12 protein-coding genes are annotated in these 19,946 nt (G+C 35.2%); all 12 read right to left on the minus strand.

Going from position 1 to position 19,946, the window contains the following annotated elements; genetic code table 11:
- Positions 1-684: 684 nt before the first annotated feature.
- On the minus strand, positions 685-1,122 hold the full coding sequence (locus H6X70_RS12920; RefSeq protein WP_194768115.1) for a heavy-metal-associated domain-containing protein: 438 nt from the start codon (positions 1,120-1,122) through the stop codon (positions 685-687).
- Between the two features lie 33 nt (positions 1,123-1,155).
- Positions 1,156-2,931 (minus strand): efflux RND transporter periplasmic adaptor subunit, encoded by a 1,776-nt coding sequence (locus H6X70_RS12925; RefSeq protein WP_194768116.1) that lies wholly within the window; start codon positions 2,929-2,931, stop codon positions 1,156-1,158.
- Entirely contained in the window at positions 2,921-3,403 is a 483-nt protein-coding gene (locus tag H6X70_RS12930; RefSeq protein WP_194768117.1) for a DUF305 domain-containing protein, read from the minus strand. Before H6X70_RS12930 ends, H6X70_RS12925 begins: the two co-directional genes overlap by 11 nt.
- An 18-nt stretch (positions 3,404-3,421) precedes the next feature.
- The gene (locus H6X70_RS12935; RefSeq protein WP_194768118.1) at positions 3,422-5,920 is read right to left on the minus strand and encodes a heavy metal translocating P-type ATPase; all 2,499 of its coding nucleotides are present in this window, start codon (positions 5,918-5,920) and stop codon (positions 3,422-3,424) included.
- 93 nt (positions 5,921-6,013) lie between these two features.
- Entirely contained in the window at positions 6,014-7,231 is a 1,218-nt protein-coding gene (locus H6X70_RS12940; protein WP_068603881.1) for a TolC family protein, read from the minus strand.
- Complete coding sequence (locus H6X70_RS12945; RefSeq protein WP_194768119.1) at positions 7,228-10,956, minus strand: efflux RND transporter permease subunit; 3,729 nt, start codon at positions 10,954-10,956, stop codon at positions 7,228-7,230. The genes H6X70_RS12940 and H6X70_RS12945 overlap by 4 nt, the downstream gene beginning before the upstream one ends.
- Before the next feature lie 108 nt (positions 10,957-11,064).
- Positions 11,065-11,478 carry an HYC_CC_PP family protein gene (locus H6X70_RS12950; protein WP_082935956.1) on the minus strand — a complete coding sequence of 138 codons (414 nt, stop codon included), beginning with the start codon at positions 11,476-11,478 and terminating at the stop codon, positions 11,065-11,067.
- A gap of 61 nt (positions 11,479-11,539) precedes the next feature.
- Positions 11,540-13,492, minus strand: coding sequence for a heavy metal translocating P-type ATPase (locus tag H6X70_RS12955; RefSeq protein ID WP_194768120.1), 1,953 nt, complete (start codon positions 13,490-13,492; stop codon positions 11,540-11,542).
- Positions 13,489-13,851: a DUF3703 domain-containing protein gene (locus H6X70_RS12960; RefSeq protein WP_194768121.1), complete on the minus strand. Its 363-nt coding sequence runs from the start codon at positions 13,849-13,851 to the stop codon at positions 13,489-13,491. Before H6X70_RS12960 ends, H6X70_RS12955 begins: the two co-directional genes overlap by 4 nt.
- Before the next feature lie 54 nt (positions 13,852-13,905).
- The gene (locus H6X70_RS12965; protein ID WP_068603888.1) at positions 13,906-14,322 is read right to left on the minus strand and encodes a Fur family transcriptional regulator; all 417 of its coding nucleotides are present in this window, start codon (positions 14,320-14,322) and stop codon (positions 13,906-13,908) included.
- A 2-nt stretch (positions 14,323-14,324) separates the two neighbouring features.
- Positions 14,325-15,527: an efflux RND transporter periplasmic adaptor subunit gene (locus H6X70_RS12970; RefSeq protein ID WP_194768122.1), complete on the minus strand. Its 1,203-nt coding sequence runs from the start codon at positions 15,525-15,527 to the stop codon at positions 14,325-14,327.
- Between the two features lie 63 nt (positions 15,528-15,590).
- On the minus strand, positions 15,591-19,925 hold the full coding sequence (locus tag H6X70_RS12975) for a CusA/CzcA family heavy metal efflux RND transporter (protein WP_194768123.1): 4,335 nt from the start codon (positions 19,923-19,925) through the stop codon (positions 15,591-15,593).
- Positions 19,926-19,946 lie beyond the last annotated feature (21 nt).

Here is a 19,946-nt window from a genome sequence, read left to right on the forward strand (position 1 = left end):
TTAAAAAAGTAATGTGCCATAGTAAACGTGAGCTTCTTAAACCTATTTTTTTAAAACCGCTGACTTGGGTGGTGGGGAAAAGTGGCTTTTAATATTTGTTAGCGACATGAAACAAACAAAGACTTGAGATAACGAATACTTGCCTACTTCGACTGGGCTCAGCACAGGCTTAGCGATGGTTTTGTGCAGCTTGAATGAGATAACGAATATTAATTTCAAATAACGTAATCCTTAAAACTTACTGATGTTTAATGTTAGTTCAAAATGTGATTTAATGTTCGTAAGTGAGCGTTGGCTGTGTGGATATTTTACATAATACCAGTTATAGCTACAAAATGCATTAACACTGCGATAGCAAACCTTTGAAAAGTGCCGTTTGCTACTATAACTACCCGTTATGTAAATATAGCTTGGGGTTGTTTTTATGGCGCTGTATTTGTTTTGGTTTTTGGCAATAGCTTATTGCTTTTTTTAGCTCGACCTGGCGGCTCGAGACAGGTCGAGCTAAAAAAAGTAATGTGCTATTTGCGCGGTGGCTACAAATACCGTGATATAAAAACAACATTGCGGTGGCGCGGGGAACAACACAAAAGACAGAGGTGTTTTGCTTTTCGCAAAATGCTGGGTTTTGTGTTGTGGGGAATAAAAAAAGAGCCTTCCGAAAAAGACTCTTAAAATATAAAATTAATGATCGTGATTTGAATGCCCTTCTTCCTTTTTATCTCCAGATTGATTCATCATCATTTCATGATCGTATTGACAACAACCTGGCAATTCCTTATAGGCTTCTTCACTACCTGCAACTTTTTCGGTGTCGTAACCTGAAGCTGCTATGGCCTTATGAATTGCCATGGCATCCGTTTTGCTTTCATCAAAAGAAACGTCAATTTTTTTCTTATCAACATCCCAGTTAGCACTTGCAACACCTTCTACACTATTGACCGCCTTTTCAATGGTATTTTTACACATACCACAATTACCTCTAACACCAAAGGATATGTCTGTATATGCCATTTCCTTTGACATTTCAGTAGTTGGAGTATCTATTTCTTTTTTGGTTTCGTCTTTACAACTTGTTAAACCTAATGCTGCTATTACCGCTACGCTTAAAATTACTTTCATTGTTTTAAAATTTAATTATTACTACTTAATTTATTATTCTATGACTTGTTTTACTTCACCGCAAGTTATCATGGCACTACCAAAATATGGGTTAACTACTTTTTTTTCTCTACTCAACCAATATGCACCATTATTGTTATCTGCCATCGGACAAAATTCCACATAAACTTTCTCATTAACCCCAAACAGCTGTACTGCAGTTATTAGTTGTGTTGTGAGGTGTTTGAAATGGTTTCTTTGCTCATTTATATCTGAGGTTTTAGAAATGGACGTTGCAGAGGGTTTTATTTCTTTCATTAGTGACATCCAATGATTATGCGCCTCACCTTTAAGCAATTTCATATCTACCCGACTTAAACTAGATAATAATGAGGATGCTGTTTTGGAACTTCCTTCTGAGTCATCTTTTACTAACGCATCTTTTAATTTGATATAGTCGTTAAACACAGCTTTTAATTGTTCTTGAAATTTCTCTGAAACAGTTACACGTTTATTTATACCAGAACGCTCATTTTCGGTACTGGAATTATTTTTTTCCATTCCTGAATGTCCTTCATGACCTGTCATTGTTTTACCACCATGCTTATTCATCATAGATTTTTTACCTTGTAATTGTGCTGCTGCATCAACTGTAAATGTGCCATTGGTTACTATTTCATCACCACTACTCAACCCTTCTAGCACCTCATAATTAGCACCTATTTTACTACCTAAAGTCACTTCTTTCAATTCAAAAACAGGTTCATTAGGTGATGTTTTGATGTATACAACAGAGCGTTCGCCTGTCCAAAGCACTGCTGAAGCTGGAATGGTTATGGTTTCATTGGAATTGGCTTTACCACTTTTAATTTCTGCGGTTACAAACATACCTGGCTTAAAAAGGGCTTCCTTGTTATTTAAAACTACTCGTAAATCTATAGTACGTGTATTAGTATTTAAAACAGGATCAATAAAGTCAACTTTTCCTTTAAAATCTTTATTAGGGTAAGCGTTTGAAATCACATTAATTTCTTGACCTTTTTTAAATTGTTCAATTTGATTTTCATACACATCAAAGTTTGCCCAAACCGTATTTAGGTTTGTTATATTAAACAAAGCTTGCCCTTGTTTAATATAATCTCCCTGTTCTACCAATTTTTTGGTAACTGTACCTGAAACCGTGGCGTGTACAGGGAAATTTTCAATGACTTTACCTGACGTTTCTATTTGGTTGATTTGGTTTTCAGAAAGTTTCCAAAGTTTTAATTTATTACGTACCGCTTTGTACAAGGTAGGTTGTGACTCTTTTAAGGAAGCTGCAGTAATCAATTCTTGTTGTGCTGCATACAGTTCTGGCGAATAAATAGAAGCCAACAATTGTCCTTTACGCACTTTTTCACCTGTAAAACTAATATTTAAGCGTTCTATTCTACCAGAAAAGTAACTGACCTGAACAACATTGGTTTCTTCGTTTTCTACTATTTTACCTGATAGTTTAACGATTCCATCAGCTGTTAAATCTTTACCTACAACTGTAGTTTGAATATTAGCCAATGCCATCGCATTTTCAGTAAGTTTAAATTGATCTGCAAGTAAACCATCTGCTCCAGCTTCGGCAGGAATTAAATCCATACCACAAATAGGGCAATCGCCCGGTTCAGGTTGCATAATTTGTGGATGCATTGAGCAGGTCCACATTTGATTGGTTTCTGCAACCTCATCGTGATTATGAACTTTTTCTTGTTTAGACGAACCACTAAAAAGCAACCATCCCAACAATAGACCAGTGGCAACTAAGCCTATGTATATCACTATTTTATTATTTTTCATTTTCTAATCGTTTTATCATTCCTTTCATTTCTTCTATTTCTTTACGCTGTGCTTTAATGATATCTTCAGCCAATTTTTTAACTTCTGGGTCTTTTATATCTGCCATTTCACTTGTTAAAATGGCTATAGAATGATGTGGAATCATGGCTTTCATCCAGAGTACATCACCAATTATTGGAGCTTGCGTTCTTACTAAACCTAATGCGCTTACAAACAGGATAAAACTTCCTGCAAGTATTGCTATATTCTTTTTTTTATCATTATACATTTTTCGCATAAAAAACCACATAATGACTGCCATTGTAGAAATCCCTAAACAGGTCATATAGAAACGTGTTAAGCTAAACCAAACATGATCTATTGCATACGTATTTAAATACATCGTTATATACATTGCTACAAAAGAGCAAGCCAACATTAAAAAGAAAGTTTTATAACTTCCCTTTTTATGATTATCCTTTGAATTTTCCATAATTATTTGATTTTATAGTTAAATTTTAATTGTTCTTAATCTTAAAGCATTTGCTATTACTGAAACCGAGCTGAAACTCATGGCTAATGCTGCAATCATTGGAGACAATAAAATGCCAAAAAATGGAAATAACACTCCCGCTGCAATAGGCACTCCTAAAGTGTTATAAATGAGGGCAAAAAATAAATTCTTTTTAATATTTCTCATAACAGCATGACTCAAGTTTTTTGCTTTCACAATACCATGTAAGTCACCTTTAACCAATGTTATCATGGCACTTTCAATAGCTACAGATGTACCCGTTCCCATGGCAATACCAATGTCACTTTTAGCCAAAGCTGGTGCATCATTAATACCATCACCTGCCATGGCAACTACTTTTCCTTTTTCTTGAAGTTTTTCTACTTCTTTAAGTTTATTTTCTGGAAGCATACTGGCTTTAAAATCTGCCAAATTAAGTTCTGCTGCTACAGCTTGTGCTGTATCGTAATTATCGCCTGTTAACATGATGACTTCAATACCGTTACTTTGAAGTTCTTTAATGGCTTTTGCACTAGTTTCTTTAATTTTATCACCTATAACAACATATCCAATAACAGTTTCTCCCAATGATAAATATGACACTGTTTTACCTTCCTTTTGATAAGATTTAGCTTTGGCTTCCATTTTAGATGTGATGTCTGCCTTCGCATATTCCATCATTTTAGGGTTTCCTAATGCTACTTTTTTATCATTAATTATAGCTTCAACACCTTTTCCTGTGATAGCACTAAAATTATCTGATTTTAGTATTTCTACCTGATGCTCCTTTCCGTATTTCACAGTGGCTTCAGCTAAAGGATGTTCGCTATTCGTATTCAATGAAACCATGTATTGAAGTACTTCTTTCTCATTGAAATCCGCTCCAAAAGCACCTATAGTCTCTACTGTTGGTTTACCTTCTGTGATCGTACCTGTTTTATCGACAATTAAAGTATCTACCTTATCCATTTTCTCAAGTGCTTCGGCGTTTTTAATTAACACACCATTTTGAGCCCCTTTGCCTACACCAACCATTACAGACATTGGTGTTGCTAACCCTAAAGCACAAGGGCATGCAATAATTAGAACTGCTATGGCATTGACAAACGCATATACATACACCGGCTCTGGCCCCCAAATGGCCCAAACAATACATGTAATTACAGAAATGAGTACGACCACTGGCACAAAAAATCCAGATACTTTATCAGCTAAATTTTGAATTGGAGCGCGACTTCTGCTCGCATCGTTAACCATATGAATGATTTGTGAAAGCAACGTATCGCTTCCTACCTTTTCAGCTTTCATCAAAAAGGATTGATTGCCATTAATGGTTCCGCTACTAACTTTATCATCTTGTGATTTGTTCACAGGAATAGGTTCCCCTGTTATCATAGATTCATCAATGGTTGTTTCGCCTTCGGTAATCACACCATCAACAGGTATTTTATCACCAGGTTTTACTTTGAGAATATCATTTAATGCGATCTTATCAATACTGACTTCAATCTCTTCACCATCTATTATTTTTACAGCTTTATTGGGCGCTAACTTTAATAGTTCCTTAACTGCAGAATTGGTTTTACTATGAGCACGCGCTTCTAGAAGCTGACCTAAAAGCACCAAGGTTAGAATTACTGTTGCTGCTTCAAAATAAACATGCACTGCACCCGATTCTGTTTTAAACTGTGTAGGAAATACATTTGGAAAAAACATGCCAAAAACACTAAACAACCAAGCTACACCGGCTCCCATTCCAATAAGTGTAAACATATTTAGATTCCATGTTTTTATACTTTTGTAGGCACGCTCAAAAAACATCCATGTTGCATAAAACACTACAGGAATGGAAAGAGCAAATTGAATCCAATTCCAATATTTTTGCTCCATAATGTCATACAATGGATTATTGGTAAGCATCTCACTCATTGCTATTAAGAAAATTGGCAAAGTAAAAGCAATGGCTATTTTAAACTTCTTCAATAACTTTTTGTAGGCTTTCTCTTCTGCTGAACTATCGGCTTCCAAGGGCACCAAATCCATTCCACACTTAGGACAAGCACCTGCTTCATCTTTTATAATTTCTGGATGCATAGGGCAGGTCCATTGTTCTGAATTTAAAGTTGAAAGGTTTTGTTCTTCAACCAAATCCATTCCGCAAACAGGACAGTCTCCTGGTTGGTTATAAGTTTTATCGCCTTCGCAATGCATTGGACAATAAAATGTGCCTGTACCCTTACCTTTTGGCTTTGGCGCTTTTTCCTCTTTGGTATGTTGGTGTTCTCCTTGGTTATGAATACTGTAATTGCCGCCATCTTCCTCTAACGCTTTTTGAAACGTTTCTAAAGGAATATGAGAATCCATTTCGATGGTTGCTTCAGCCTTTTCTAAATTAACAGACGCCTTTGACACACCTGAAACTTCAGACAGTGTTTTTTCAACGTGACTGCGACAGCCGTTGCATGTCATGCCGTGTATGTGATATGTATGTTTCATTTGTTGTTATATATTTTCTCAATGGTCAGATGTCATTAATTGTTTTAAAAAACCTTTAATAGGTTCATATTAATACAACCGCTCATTTCATTATTACTGAATTAAATAATTAACTATAGTGCTTTGTACATAGTAACTTTTGATAGACTCTATTTGGTTCATTTGAAACTTGAGTTGTAGTTCTTGAATATCTAAAACATCATTAAAATCTATGGTTCCTGTTTCGTAACTTTTAATTAAAATATCCTCTGCGTCTTTAGCTTGTTTTAAATTCTTGGTTTGCGTTTCAAAACTTATTCTAGCAGAAATACGATCGTTAATCGCTTTGCTTAAAAGTGTTTCCAAGATGTTTAAACGTTCTTGCTTTTGAGTTTTTAATTCTTGTTGCGCTAACACATTTTGTTTCGTTTGAGACTTATATTTTTTATTAAAAATTGGAATTGAAAGTGTAACCATAGGCATTACAATATCTTTACCGTTATCGGAGAAATTCATGTCTGGTCTTGGCTCTACATTTATATAGTCCAAACCAAAACCAATCATTGGGCTACTTTCTTTTTGATTTAGTAACTCTGAGTGTTCTATGGATTGATATAGTTTATCATACTTCAACAATTCTGGGTGCAACTCTAGATTATTTGTACTCATTTCAAAGTCTTCTGAAGGCAACATTAAATTATCTACTACCACTACAGCGACATCACTTTTCCTATTCAAAAGCTTATTAAATTTAGTTTGTTCAGCTAAAAATTGTTGATGCAATACATCTTTTAATTGTTTCATTTCATTTTGACGCATTTGCAATCGCAATACATCTACAGCAGATGCTTTACCAACCTCAACAGCTGTTAATGCTAATGTTTCATAAGTTTCTAACAACTTGATATTTTCCTGTAACACTTCTTGCTTTGCTTTATTAGCATATAAATTATAATAAGATTGTGATACAGAAGCCATTAATTTTCGCTTAGCAATAACAATATCTTCAAATTTTGCATCAGCTAAAGCATTAACGTAATTTTCTCGTGAGGTAATTGAACCAAACCAGGGTATCATTTGTTTGGCCGACAATTTAAATCGCTGCGCCCCAGTACGTGTTTCTGGTTCACTTACAAAGTAACCTACCCCAAATTCTGTATTAGGAATGGTATTAACTTCATTGACTTTTTCTGAAACTATGCTGTATTGCAATTCAAACTTTTGTATTTCTGGATTGTTGTTCAATGCTTCATTAACAAGTGTTTCCAATTCCTGTGCATTAGAAATACTAAAAATGAATAAACCTAGTAGTGTATAAATTAGTCTTTTCATTTGTTTACTCTTTTTAACTTAAACTCTTCTCTCCAGCTATATAAAACAGGTACAATAAAATAAGAAGTAATATCAATTACCATACCTCCAAAAATTGGAATTGCCATAGGTATCATTATATCACTTCCTTTACCTGTGGATGTTAGTACAGGCAAAAGCGCCAAAATTGTAGTAACGGTTGTCATTAAACACGGGCGAATACGTTTTCCTGCTGCTTGCAAAGCAGCCATTCTAATATTCTTTTTATCAGTTGGTTTGTCTCGCTCAAAAGTTTGCGTGAGGTATGTTGCCATGACCACACCATCATCGGTAGCAATACCGAAAAGTGCAATAAACCCAACCCAAACAGCCACACTTAGATTGACCGTTTTCATATTAAATAGGTCCCTCATGTTTTCACCAAACAAACTGAAGTTGAAAAACCAATCTTGACCATACAGCCATAGCATAATAAAACCACCAGCAAAAGCCACTGCTATTCCAGTAAATACCATTAATGAGGTGGTAACAGATTTAAATTGAAAATAAAGAATTAAGAAAATAATAATCAGGGCTAATGGAACAACCACAGACAATGTTTTTTCTGCTCTTAATTGATTTTCATAAGTTCCTGTGAATTTATAACTGATACCTTTTGGAACCGTCAATGCTCCTGAATCAATTTTCTGCTGAAATAAGGCTTGCGCATTTTCAACCACATCAACTTCTGCAAACCCATCTAATTTATCAAACAACACATACCCAACTAAAAAGGTATCTTCACTTTTTATGACTTGTGGACCTTGCTCATACCGGATGGTTGCCAATTCACTTAAAGGCACAGGACTTCCTTTTTCAACAGGAATATAAATACCTTTTATAGCTTCTGGATTACCACGCAACTCTCTTGGATAACGTACACGAACAGCATAACGTTCTCTACCTTCAACAGTTTGGGTTAAAGCCATACCTCCTATGGCTACTTTTAGTACGTTTTGCACCGTTTCAATTGACACACCATAGCGTGCTATTTTTTCTCTATCAATATCAATTAGCAAATACGGTTTTCCAACAATTCTATCTGCAAAAACAGCTTCAACTTTAACACCTTCTGCTTGTTTAAGAAGAGTTTCTAATTGCAAACCAAATGCTTCAATTTGTTTTAAATCTTGGCCTTTTACTTTTATGCCCATTGGTGCGCGCATACCTGTTTGAAGCATGACCAACCTGGTTTCTATGGGTTGTAATTTTGGTGCAGAAGTAACACCAGGTAGTTTGGTAACTCTAACAATTTCATTCCAAATATCGTCTGGTGATTGAATTTCTGGGCGCCAGTTTCTGTAGAACTCTCCGTTATCATCTTCAATTAATTGAGAACTTTTGATGTCACTTATATTGACATTTTTAGTGTTATTAGGATTTGCTATATAACCACCGGCTTGTAACTCAAATAATCCATCCTCATTTACTTTATAACGTTGTTTTTTTCCTTCGGAATCTCGCAGATATTCTGATTTGTATTGAATGATATTTTCATACATTGACAAAGGTGCAGGATCTAAAGCTGATTCGGTTCGACCAGCTTTTCCAACTACAGTTTCAATTTCTGGAATTGTGGCTACTGCCATATCTAATTGCTGAAGTACTCTTTTGTTTTCTTCTACCCCCGAATGAGGTAATGAGGTTGGCATTAACAAAAACGAACCTTCATTTAAAGACGGCATAAATTCCTTTCCTGTGTTATTCATTATCCAAATTCCAGAAATAAGCACCGTAGTTGGTATCATTAGAAACAAAATTTTATTAGCTAAAGCCCAGTTTAAAATCTGTTCGTAATACTTTCTAAAAATTGAAAATATCCCTAAAATCCCGAAGCAGATAATAGCTACAAAAATTAAGTTTATAAAGATACTTCTATCAAAACCTAGTGGTCTCCAATATTCTGCAAGAAGGAAAACAATAGCAGCACATGAAATAATAATATTTACAAGGTTGCTATTTTTTTTGTTCAGTTTACCCAATACACTCAATAATCCTGTAACCCCAAAAGCCACTAATATGGCACCTAACCAGTAACCAAATGCCATAAACACGATTCCTGCGACTATTAATACACCGTTTAAAATGTATTTATACGACCTTTTAAAGCTAGTTTTCCTGAATAAATAAGCTGCGAAAGGAGGGATTAAAAACAAAGCTATAACTAATGAGGCAGACAGCGCCATAGTTTTAGTAAAAGCAAGAGGTCTAAAGAGTTTCCCTTCTGCTCCAACCATAGTAAATACCGGAACAAAACTGATAATTGTAGTTAATACTGCAGTCAAAATAGCGCCAGATACTTCTGCTGTTGCATTATATATCACTTCATTTGTAGTTAACGCTGTACCGTCTTCTCGCAGGCGTAATTTATCATCATCAAGATGGCGAATCATATTCTCTGCAAGTATAACCCCTACATCTACCATGGTACCAATAGCGATAGCAATACCCGAAAGCGCCACAATATTAGCATCTACATGAAACAGTTTCATGGTAATAAAAACCATTAATACAGCAACAGGCAATAACCCAGAAATTAAAATGGATGCTCTTAAATTGAAAACCATCACAATAATAACCAGAATAGTAATTAATATTTCTAAGGTTAATGCTTCATTAAGAGTTCCTAAAGTTTCTTGAATCAATTCTGTTCGGTCATAAAATGGAACAATGGTTACTTGAGAAGTGCGGCCATCTGCCAGTACTTTTGTTGGCAACCCTCCTTTCAATTCTTCAATTTGTGATTTTACATTGTTAATGACTTCCATGGGATTAGCACCGTATCGTGCCACAACCACACCACCAACGACTTCTGCACCTTCCTTATCCAATAAACCTCTTCGGGTTGCTGGTCCCAATGATACTTTACCAATATCTTTAATTTTAATTGAAGTAAAATCTGCGGAAGTAACAACTGCATTTTCAATGTCTGAAATAGACTTTACATAGCCCAAGCCACGCACTAAATATTCGGCTTGATTGATTTCTAAAGTCTGCGCACCAATATCCTGATTACTACTTTTAACAGCTTTTACGATCTGATTTAAGCTTATGTTATATTGACGCATTAACTCCGGATTGACATCCACTTGATACTCCTGAACATACCCTCCAATAGAAGCTACTTCAGAAACGCCACTTGCTGAAGACAAAGCGTACTTTACATAGTAATCTTGAATACTACGCAATTCATGTAAATCCCAACCACCTGTAACTTTTCCGTTTTCATCACGTCCCTCCAGCGTATACCAAAATATTTGCCCTAAGCCAGTGGCATCTGGACCTAATGCAGGATTTACACCTTCGGGCAATAACCCACTTGGCAATGAATTGAGCTTTTCAAGTATGCGACTTCGACTCCAATAAAATTCTATATCTTCTTCAAATATGATATAGATGCTTGAAAAGCCAAACATTGAAGAACTACGAATGGTTTTTACTCCAGGAATACCAAGCAACGAAGTGGTTAATGGATAAGTAATTTGGTCTTCTATATCTTGGGGTGAACGACCATCCCACTTTGTAAATACTATTTGTTGATTTTCGCCAATATCTGGTATGGCATCAACAGCCACAGGATGACTTGGCAAAAATCCTGTATCCCAATTAAAAGGTGCATTTACCGTTCCCCAGCCCACAAAAAGGACGAGCAATAGCACGGCAACGAGTTTATTCTCGATAAGAAATTTGATTGCTTTATTAAGCATATTATTTGATTATTAAACAGTTAGACATTGGCATTGAGAAAACACCGAATACAACAAAATATCCTTATGACATACAGCCATAGGATAAAACAGTCTATTGTTTAAAAATCAAATTAAATAAGTCTCGTCGATTTTGAAGATTTCTTTTATGACGAGTGGCGGCTTGTATTCTTCAAAGGCAGATACATTACTATCTAAACCTTCAAAAAGATTAATGTATGTGTAAACGAAGGTGGCGATAAAAACTTGTTGCTCAAAAGTAATTTTGTCAAGTTGAAGTTGTAGTTCGTCTTGACCATCGACTACCAATTGCACATCATTACAGCAGTTCTTTTTAGTAATCGAACAACCTTCGGCTAATGGGTTTTGCATTTCCATTCCACAACCTTTCGCTTTATGGAATATAGCTGTTTCAACCAAATTACCCCCACAATAATGCATATTGAGCGTAAATGACAATGTAGAGAATAACACTACAAAAGCCATTAACACGGACATTATTTTATGGGTTACTTGCTTCATACTGAATGCGAAGTTACAAAATTTAATAATATGTTGATTTGATTAACAAAAGTTTAAACTATTAATCCCAATGCATGCGCTGCAACCTAACCGCATTCAAAATAGCCAATAATGCCACACCTACATCGGCAAAAACAGCTTCCCACATGGTAGCCAAACCACCTGCTCCTAAAATCATTACAATTACTTTTACCCCAAAAGCTAATACGATATTTTGCCAAACGATTTTACGTGTGGAACGACTAATTTTAATAGCCTTTACCACTTTTGAAGGTTGGTCTGTTTGAATAATAACATCTGCTGTTTCAATAGCGACATCGCTTCCTAAACCGCCCATTGCTATACCTATATCACTTGCTGCTAAAACTGGCGCATCATTAATACCATCACCAATAAATGCAATTTTGTTTTCGGGGTTTTGCTTTAAAAGTTCAACTTCTTTCAATTTATCTTCAGGTAATAATCCGCCTTTGGCATGTTCGATATTTAATTCGGAAGCCACCTTTTGAGTAATGGAATCTTTATCACCAGAGAGCATCATGATACTGTTAACACCAACCTTATGTAGGGCAGAAATTGTTTCTTTTGCATCCTCTTTTAATTGATCTGCAATAACCACATAACCTGCGAATTTATTATCTATAGCAACTAATACAATGGACTCTACAATAGATTGGGTTTCGGTTGGTACATCAATTTTATTAGCAGTCATCAACGCTTTATTTCCAACTAAAACAATCTTACTATTTATGTTACCTTTTAATCCTTTTCCAGCTATTTCAGTAACGTCTGAAGCTTTATAAGCTGAACTTTCAACTTTATATTCTAAAATAGCCTTTGCGATGGGATGCGTGGATTGCTCCTCCATAGCCATTAGGTACTTCATAAATTCTTTTTCATCCCATCCAATAGCTTTGATTTCTTTTATTTTAAAAACACCTTTAGTAACCGTTCCTGTCTTGTCCATTACCAAAGTATTTACCTTGGTCATGACATCCAAGAACGAAGCGCCTTTAAATAAAATTCCATTTTTTGAAGCGGCGCCCAAACCTCCGAAATACCCCAAAGGAATAGAAATTACTAAAGCACAGGGACAAGAAATCACCAAGAAAATTAAAGCTCTGTATAACCAATCTCTAAAGACATAATCATCTACAAAAAAATACGGCAGCAACGTAACACCTATTGCTAAAAACACGACAATTGGTGTATATATTCTAGCAAATTTTCTAATGAACAATTCTGTTTTAGATTTACGAGATGTTGCATTCTGCACCATATCGAGAATACGTGCAATAGAACTATCCTTAAATTCTTTGGTAGTTTCTATTTCAATGACACCATCTAAATTTATACTTCCTGCAAATACTTTTTCTCCTTTTAAAATCGTACTTGGTTTACTTTCTCCTGTTAATGCTGCTGTGTTGAATGAACCTTTGTCGGAAAGCAGAATACCATCTAAAGGGATTTTTTCTCCAACACGTACTTGCACTTTTTCACCAATTTGAACCGTTTCTGGATTTACAGATACATAATCATTATTTCGATATACTAAGGCTTCATTTGGTCTGACATCCAATAAAGCTTTTATATTTCCTTTTGCTCTGTTAACTGCTGCATTTTGAAATAACTCACCTACTGCGTAAAATAACATAACCGCAACACCTTCTGGGTATTCGCCAATAATGAATGCTCCAATAGTGGCTATAGACATTAATAAAAACTCTGTAAACACATCACCTTTATTAATGCTCTCCCAACCCTCTTTAACTACAGGTAACCCCACTGGTAAATAAGCTATGCCATACCAAATAATACGCACCCAATCCTTGAAGAAGTTAACATCAAAATAATCTAAACCAATACCAATAATAAGCATTGAAAAACTTATGATTGCCGGAATATAGGCTTTAATATTACTTGAACTGCCACTATGATTGTGACCATCATCGTGACTATGTGGCTCTTCTGAATTTGGTTTCAAATCTCTTAAATTGACTTTCTTTTTTTTCATCTCATTTGCATTAAATTCTTAATATCATCAGGAATAGGCATAGGCTTTAATGGAGGCACATTGGCACCTCCGGTATTACCAAGAGGCACGTGGTTTATAAATGATTTCAAACCACCAACGAGCAACCTTAATATTTGTCCGAATACTTCTTTAGTATCTTTTTGCATCAAACCAAACTTTAGCATTAACCAATGCGAATTCATGTGCTGAACAGGGTAAGATTGGCCAATAATATGACTTCTTTCTAAATGATACCAAGCCTTGCTATACTGCTTAACTCTTAAATAGTAGCGATAATATTTCAATTCTTTATGGTAGACTCGTTTAAGATGTTTTGGAATTTTTACATTAAACTTCATGTCCTTATACTTTTGATTAAAAGTAGTTTAATAATTCGTGCAATGGAAGTGCAATTATTGTCCGCTACATTTATCACAAACACCTTTAACAACCAAGTTTACGTTTTCAGAAACGAAACCTTCAGGTACTTTAATTTGTGGAATTTTATGTTCTGTTAAACAAATGGTTTCACCACAGTTATTGCAATGAAAATGCAAATGTAAATCGGTTTCAATTTCGCAATTACATCCAATTTCACACAAAGCATATTTTGTAATTCCTGTTCCATCATCTATCTGATGTACAATAGCATTTTCCTCAAATGTTTTAATAGTTCTGTACAAGGTGGTTCTATCTGCTTTTTCAAAAGTATTTTCTATATCACTTAAGGTCACCGCTACTTGTTTATTTACAAGAAACTTATAAATTAATAAGCGCATTGCCGTAACGCGAATATTTTTTGACTCTAATAATTGTTCGATTGTTTGCATAATTAATGTGCGTGTTCTGCTTCTCCCTTTTTCATTTCTGCTATAAGGTAATAGGCATTATTATAAGCAAATTTTATATCTGGTTTAATTTCTTCCACAAATTGGATAGCTACCCAATCGCCATCTTTTGCGCCCAAAATCACTTCTACAGGTTTAAAAGCCCATGCTTCATTTTCCCTTTCAGCGGAAAACGCAAAAAATTTATCACCCTCTTTTACTATTGCACTTTCGGGCAAGGCCACTATTTCCGAATTTTCTATTAAGATTTTCCCTTGTATATACATTCCGGGAATAAGGCTATTTTTTTTATTTTCAATCTCTGCGTGCACATGTACCGCTTTAGGGTTGTCTTCAAATGTTTTACTTACCGAATAGATTTCTGCTGCTAGTTCTTCACCCTGCATTGTTTGGACATTAAAGATTACTTTTTGACCTTTTTTTACTTTATGCACATCTTTTTCAAACACCATTAAATCTGCATGAACGTGATCTGTATTTACGATTTCAAAAAGTTCGGTTTGGGGTTCTACAAATTGCCCTGTTTTGACTTCAACCTTTTGAACAAAACCATCTATTGGGCTTCGCAATGAAATACTTTGTACTATAGTTCCATTTCGTACAGCTAACGTATTAATATTTAATAGTTTCAACTGGGCCTCCAAACCATTTACCATAGCTTTGGAAGCCTCATATTCGGCTTCAGCTTTTTGAAAATTTGCACCAGAACCAACTCCTGCATCATATAACTTTTGTTGACGTTCGAAATTCTTCTTTAAAAAATTACTGTTGCTAAAAGCATTCAAATAATCGGTCTGTATTTTTATTATGTTAGGATGCGATAGATAGGCAACAACCTGACCTTTATTTACTTTATCACCTTCAATTACTTTTATTGATACGACATTTGCACCAACTACCGAAGTTATTGCCGCTTCACTTTGCGGAGGCACTTCTAATGTACCATTGGCTTCTACATAACCACTCATATTACGCATTGCTAGGGCGTCTATTTTCATTTTTAACGCATCAAACTGATTTTGTGATAGCATCACTTCTTCTTCATTATGGTGGTCATCATTTTCTGGTTTTGCATCTTCATTATGTGCATGACCATCACCTTCTTTATGGCTTTCTTTATTTCCGCACGCTGTTGCTATAATTGATACTATAAAAAGTGTGAGGATTATATTTAGTATATTTTTCATTGTCTAAAATTTTGTAAGTGTATTGACCTTTATTTACAAATACCCATTATGGGCTTCATTTTCTTATTGATTAAAATATTGTAGTTGAAATATGCTTTCTAGATAGTTTACTAAAGCTATTTGTGCTTGCAGTTCTGATTGAATTGCTTCATTAATAAGTTGCGTGAAAGCTGAGTAATCAATTTCGCCTTCTCGATAAGCAAACAAAGCTCCTGTTTTTTGATCCTTAATAAGTGGTAATACCTCATTCTTATAGAACAGCCAGGTCGTTTCCCATTTTTTGTAATTCTCTTTGGCTTGATTAAATCTAGATTGCACTTCCTGTTGTTTAAACAGCATATTGGTTTCGGCAATTTGTTTATCGATTTGTGCAGTTCTAATCTGTGATTTAGTTGTACCAGATAAAAACGGTATGGAAATACCTGCTTGATAGGTATAAAATCCAGAATTCCCATTAACTTTTTGCAAGCCACCTTGAATATTGAATTTTGGCAGGTTTTCAGCTTTAGCAGCTTTATAGTTTGCTTCGGCTTCTGCTACTTGAAGTTGCGAAAATGCATATAAAGGGTGCGCTTCTAAATTAAAGGTTTCTACATTTATTTCGCTCGCTATATCAATGTTATCTGATACCGTATAAAGTACATCTGAAACCAGCCAAAGGTTTAATTGCTGTAATGCCATAGTGTATTCACTTTTTGATTGCATTAACTTACTTCTTATCTGTAAGACTTGGTTTTTAGCAGCGGAATATTCCAATTTTGATATAGCTTCTACTTCATAATTTAATGCTACTGCATTTTCAAAGTTTACATAAATGGAATCCAGCTCTTTATATAGATTATAATTTCGCTTACTTTTAAAGGCATTTGCCCACATTTTTTTAACTTCCAACTCTAATTCCAACTCTGAAAGCTGAAAAGCTTTTTCTGCTAATTGAATACGTTGCTCAGATAATTTTTGTTTTGGTGCTATGCCAAATACATCAATATTTGACTGACCAAGACCAATAGTCGTGTAAATACCAGAATCATTCTTTAGTTCTTCTCCCCCTGTAAAAATTTGTGTGGTACCAAAATCGAAAGCCGTACCTTTTAACTGTTTCTGCTTATCAATTTCAAGCTGTCGTTGTTTTAAGCTTGGATAGTTTTTTTTGGCCAAGTTCACAGCTTCTTGCATAGAAATTGTAGGCAACTTGTCTGTTTCTTGCTGTGCGTTTCCAGATATTGGGAACAAAAAGATAAAAGCTATAATGGTAGTAACTGTAATTACTTTTTTGTTAGCTCTAAAATGGAATGATTTGTTTTCTACCCAATGATACAATATAGGTAAAACGAATAAGGTTAATAATGTAGAAGTTAACAAGCCACCTATTACAACTGTTGCTAAAGGCCGTTGTACTTCGGCTCCAGCTGATGCTGAAATTGCCATAGGTAAAAAGCCTAAAACATCTGTAAAAGCGGTTAACATAATAGGCCTAATTCTTCGTTTAGTTCCTTCTACAATTCTATCTTTTAAGTTTGTTACGCCCTCCTCTTTTAATTCATTAAGTCCACTAATCATAACCAAGCCGTTTAAAACAGCAACACCAAACAGAACAATAAACCCAACACCTGCCGAAATGCTAAATGGCATATCTCTTAACCACAATGCTACGACTCCACCAATGGTTGCCATAGGAATTGCGATATAGATCATTAAAGTTTGAGGTAAGGATTTTAAAGCAAAATAAATAAGAACAAAAATGAGTAAAAGCGCTATTGGCACAACCGTTAGCAGGCGATTACTGGCACGCTCTAAATTTTCAAAAGCTCCTCCATAGCGAATAAAATAACCTGAAGGCAGTTCTAATTTTGCATCTAGTTTAGTTTTAATTTCACCTACCAAGGATTTTACATCACGACCTCTTACATTAATCCCTACATAAGTTCTTCGGTTTGTATTGTCTCTACTGATTTGCATTGGACCAGCTTTGTAGCTAATATTTGCGACTTCACGCAGTGGCATTTGATTTCCTGATGGTAAATTGATAAATAAATTTTGGACATCTGAAATATCCATTCGATTTTTAGAATTCAACCTTACCACCAAATCAAATCGCTTTTCACCTTCAAAAATAACACCTGCTGTACCACCTGCAAAGGCTGTTTGAACGATTTGATTTAAGGTATTTATTTGCAGTCCATATTGGGCTAATTTATTTCTGTTATAGGTGATTGTTAATTGTGGCAATCCGGTTGTAGCCTCTGCTTTCATATCGCCAATACCTTCTGTACCTGCTATAATTTTACTTATTTCTTCTGCCTTTTGCGACAATACATTGATATCTTCTCCATAGAGTTTTATAGCAATATCTTCTCTAACACCTTCAAGTAATTCATTAAAACGCATTTCAATAGGTTGTGTAAATTCATAATTTACTCCAGGCACCATTTCTACGGCTTTTTTCATTTGTTCGATGAGTTCATCTTTAGATGTTACAGTAGTCCATTCGCTTTTTGGTTTCAGTATTACAAATACATCTGCAATATCCATAGGCATGGGATCGGTTGGAATTTCGGCAACTCCAATACGACTAACAATTTTTTCGACTTCAGGAAATTTAGCTTTTACAATTTGCTCAATTTTTGTCGTTGTTTCAATAGTTTCTGTAAGGGAACTTCCTGGTTTTAAAATGGCATGGAAGGCAATGTCACCTTCATCCAATTGAGGAATGAATTCTCCACCCATTTTCGTGAACATAAAGACTGTAATACCAAATAGCATGACAGCAATGCCAATAATCCATTTTCCTTTATGTAAGGCTTTGACCAACAAGGGTTGGTATTTGTCCTCAACCCAATGCACAAATTTATCGCCATACGACAGTTTGTTATTTTTAGGTGCTCTTAAAATCAAGGCGGACATCATTGGTACATACGTCAAACAAAGTACCATGGCTCCAATCATTGCAAAAATAAATGTTAATGCCATTGGTTTGAACATCTTGCCCTCAATGCCTTCTAATGCTAATATAGGCAGGAATACTATTAGAATAATTAACTGACCAAAAAATGCAGCATTCATCATTTTTTTTGAAGCATCGGCAGCAACAGTATCACGTTCTTTTGATGTCAATTTTCGTTTTTTTAAGACTTGAGAAGCTATTAAAAAAACAGTACTTTCTACAATAATTACTGCCCCGTCGACAATGATACCGAAATCTATGGCTCCTAGACTCATTAAATTAGCCCATACATCAAACACATTCATTAGTATAAATGCGAATAATAGCGATAAAGGAATTGTTGAAGCGACTATTAAACCACCTCTCCAATTACCTAATAAAAAAATTAGAACAAATATTACTATTAGTGCACCTTCAATAAGGTTTCCTGACACTGTTGAAGTTGTTTCGGCTATTAATTTACTACGGTCTAACAGGGGTTCGATAATCACACCTTCTGGCAATGATTTTTCGATTTGAGCCATTCGTTCTTTTACATTCTCGATAACATCATTTGAATTTGCACCTTTAAGCATCATTACTAACCCCCCAACAACTTCGCCTTCGCCATCTTGGGTTAATGCGCCATAACGAATAGCAGAACCAAATTGTACTTTAGCAATATCTCCAATGGTAATTGGAATATTATTGATGGTTTTCACGGTGATTTTTTTAATATCATCTAAGCTTCGTACCAAACCTTCACCTCTAATAAAATTAGCTTGATGGTTTTTCTCGATATATGCACCACCTGTGTTTTGATTGTTGGCTTCAAGGGCTTCAAAAACCTCGGTAATTGTTAAGCCGATCGCTTGGAGCTCGTTGGGGTCGACAGCGACTTCATATTGCTTAATTTTGCCACCAATGGCATTAACTTCAACAACTCCCTCTACCATTGCCATTTGACGTTGCACAATCCAATCTTGCATCGTTCGTAAATCGGTTACCGAATATTTGTCTTTATATTCCGGTTTTACTTTAAGTGTGTATTGATAAATTTCTCCCAAACCTGAAGAAATTGGTCCCATTGAGGGCTCACCAAAACCATTTGGTATTTGGTCTTTGACTTCGTTTAGTTTTTCAGCCACTAATTGACGTGGTAAATAGGTACCCATATCATCGTCGAAAACTATAGTAACTACAGATAAACCAAAACGAGAAATGGAACGAATTTCCTGAACCTGGGGCAAATTACTCATGGCCACTTCTACTGGATAGGTTACAAATTGCTCAATGTCCTCGGTCCCTAAATTAGGTGCTTGCGTAATCACTTGAACTTGGTTATTGGTAATATCTGGAACAGCATCGATGGGTACTTGGGTCATACTCCAAATGCCTGCTCCTATTATGGTAAGCGTTAGCAAACCAATAATGAATTTATTATTGATTGAAAAATCAATGATTTTATTAATCATAGAAAATGTTTTAATTCAGTT

Source organism: Tamlana sp. I1 (genome assembly GCF_015355625.1).
Classification (GTDB): Bacteria; Bacteroidota; Bacteroidia; order Flavobacteriales; family Flavobacteriaceae; genus Pseudotamlana.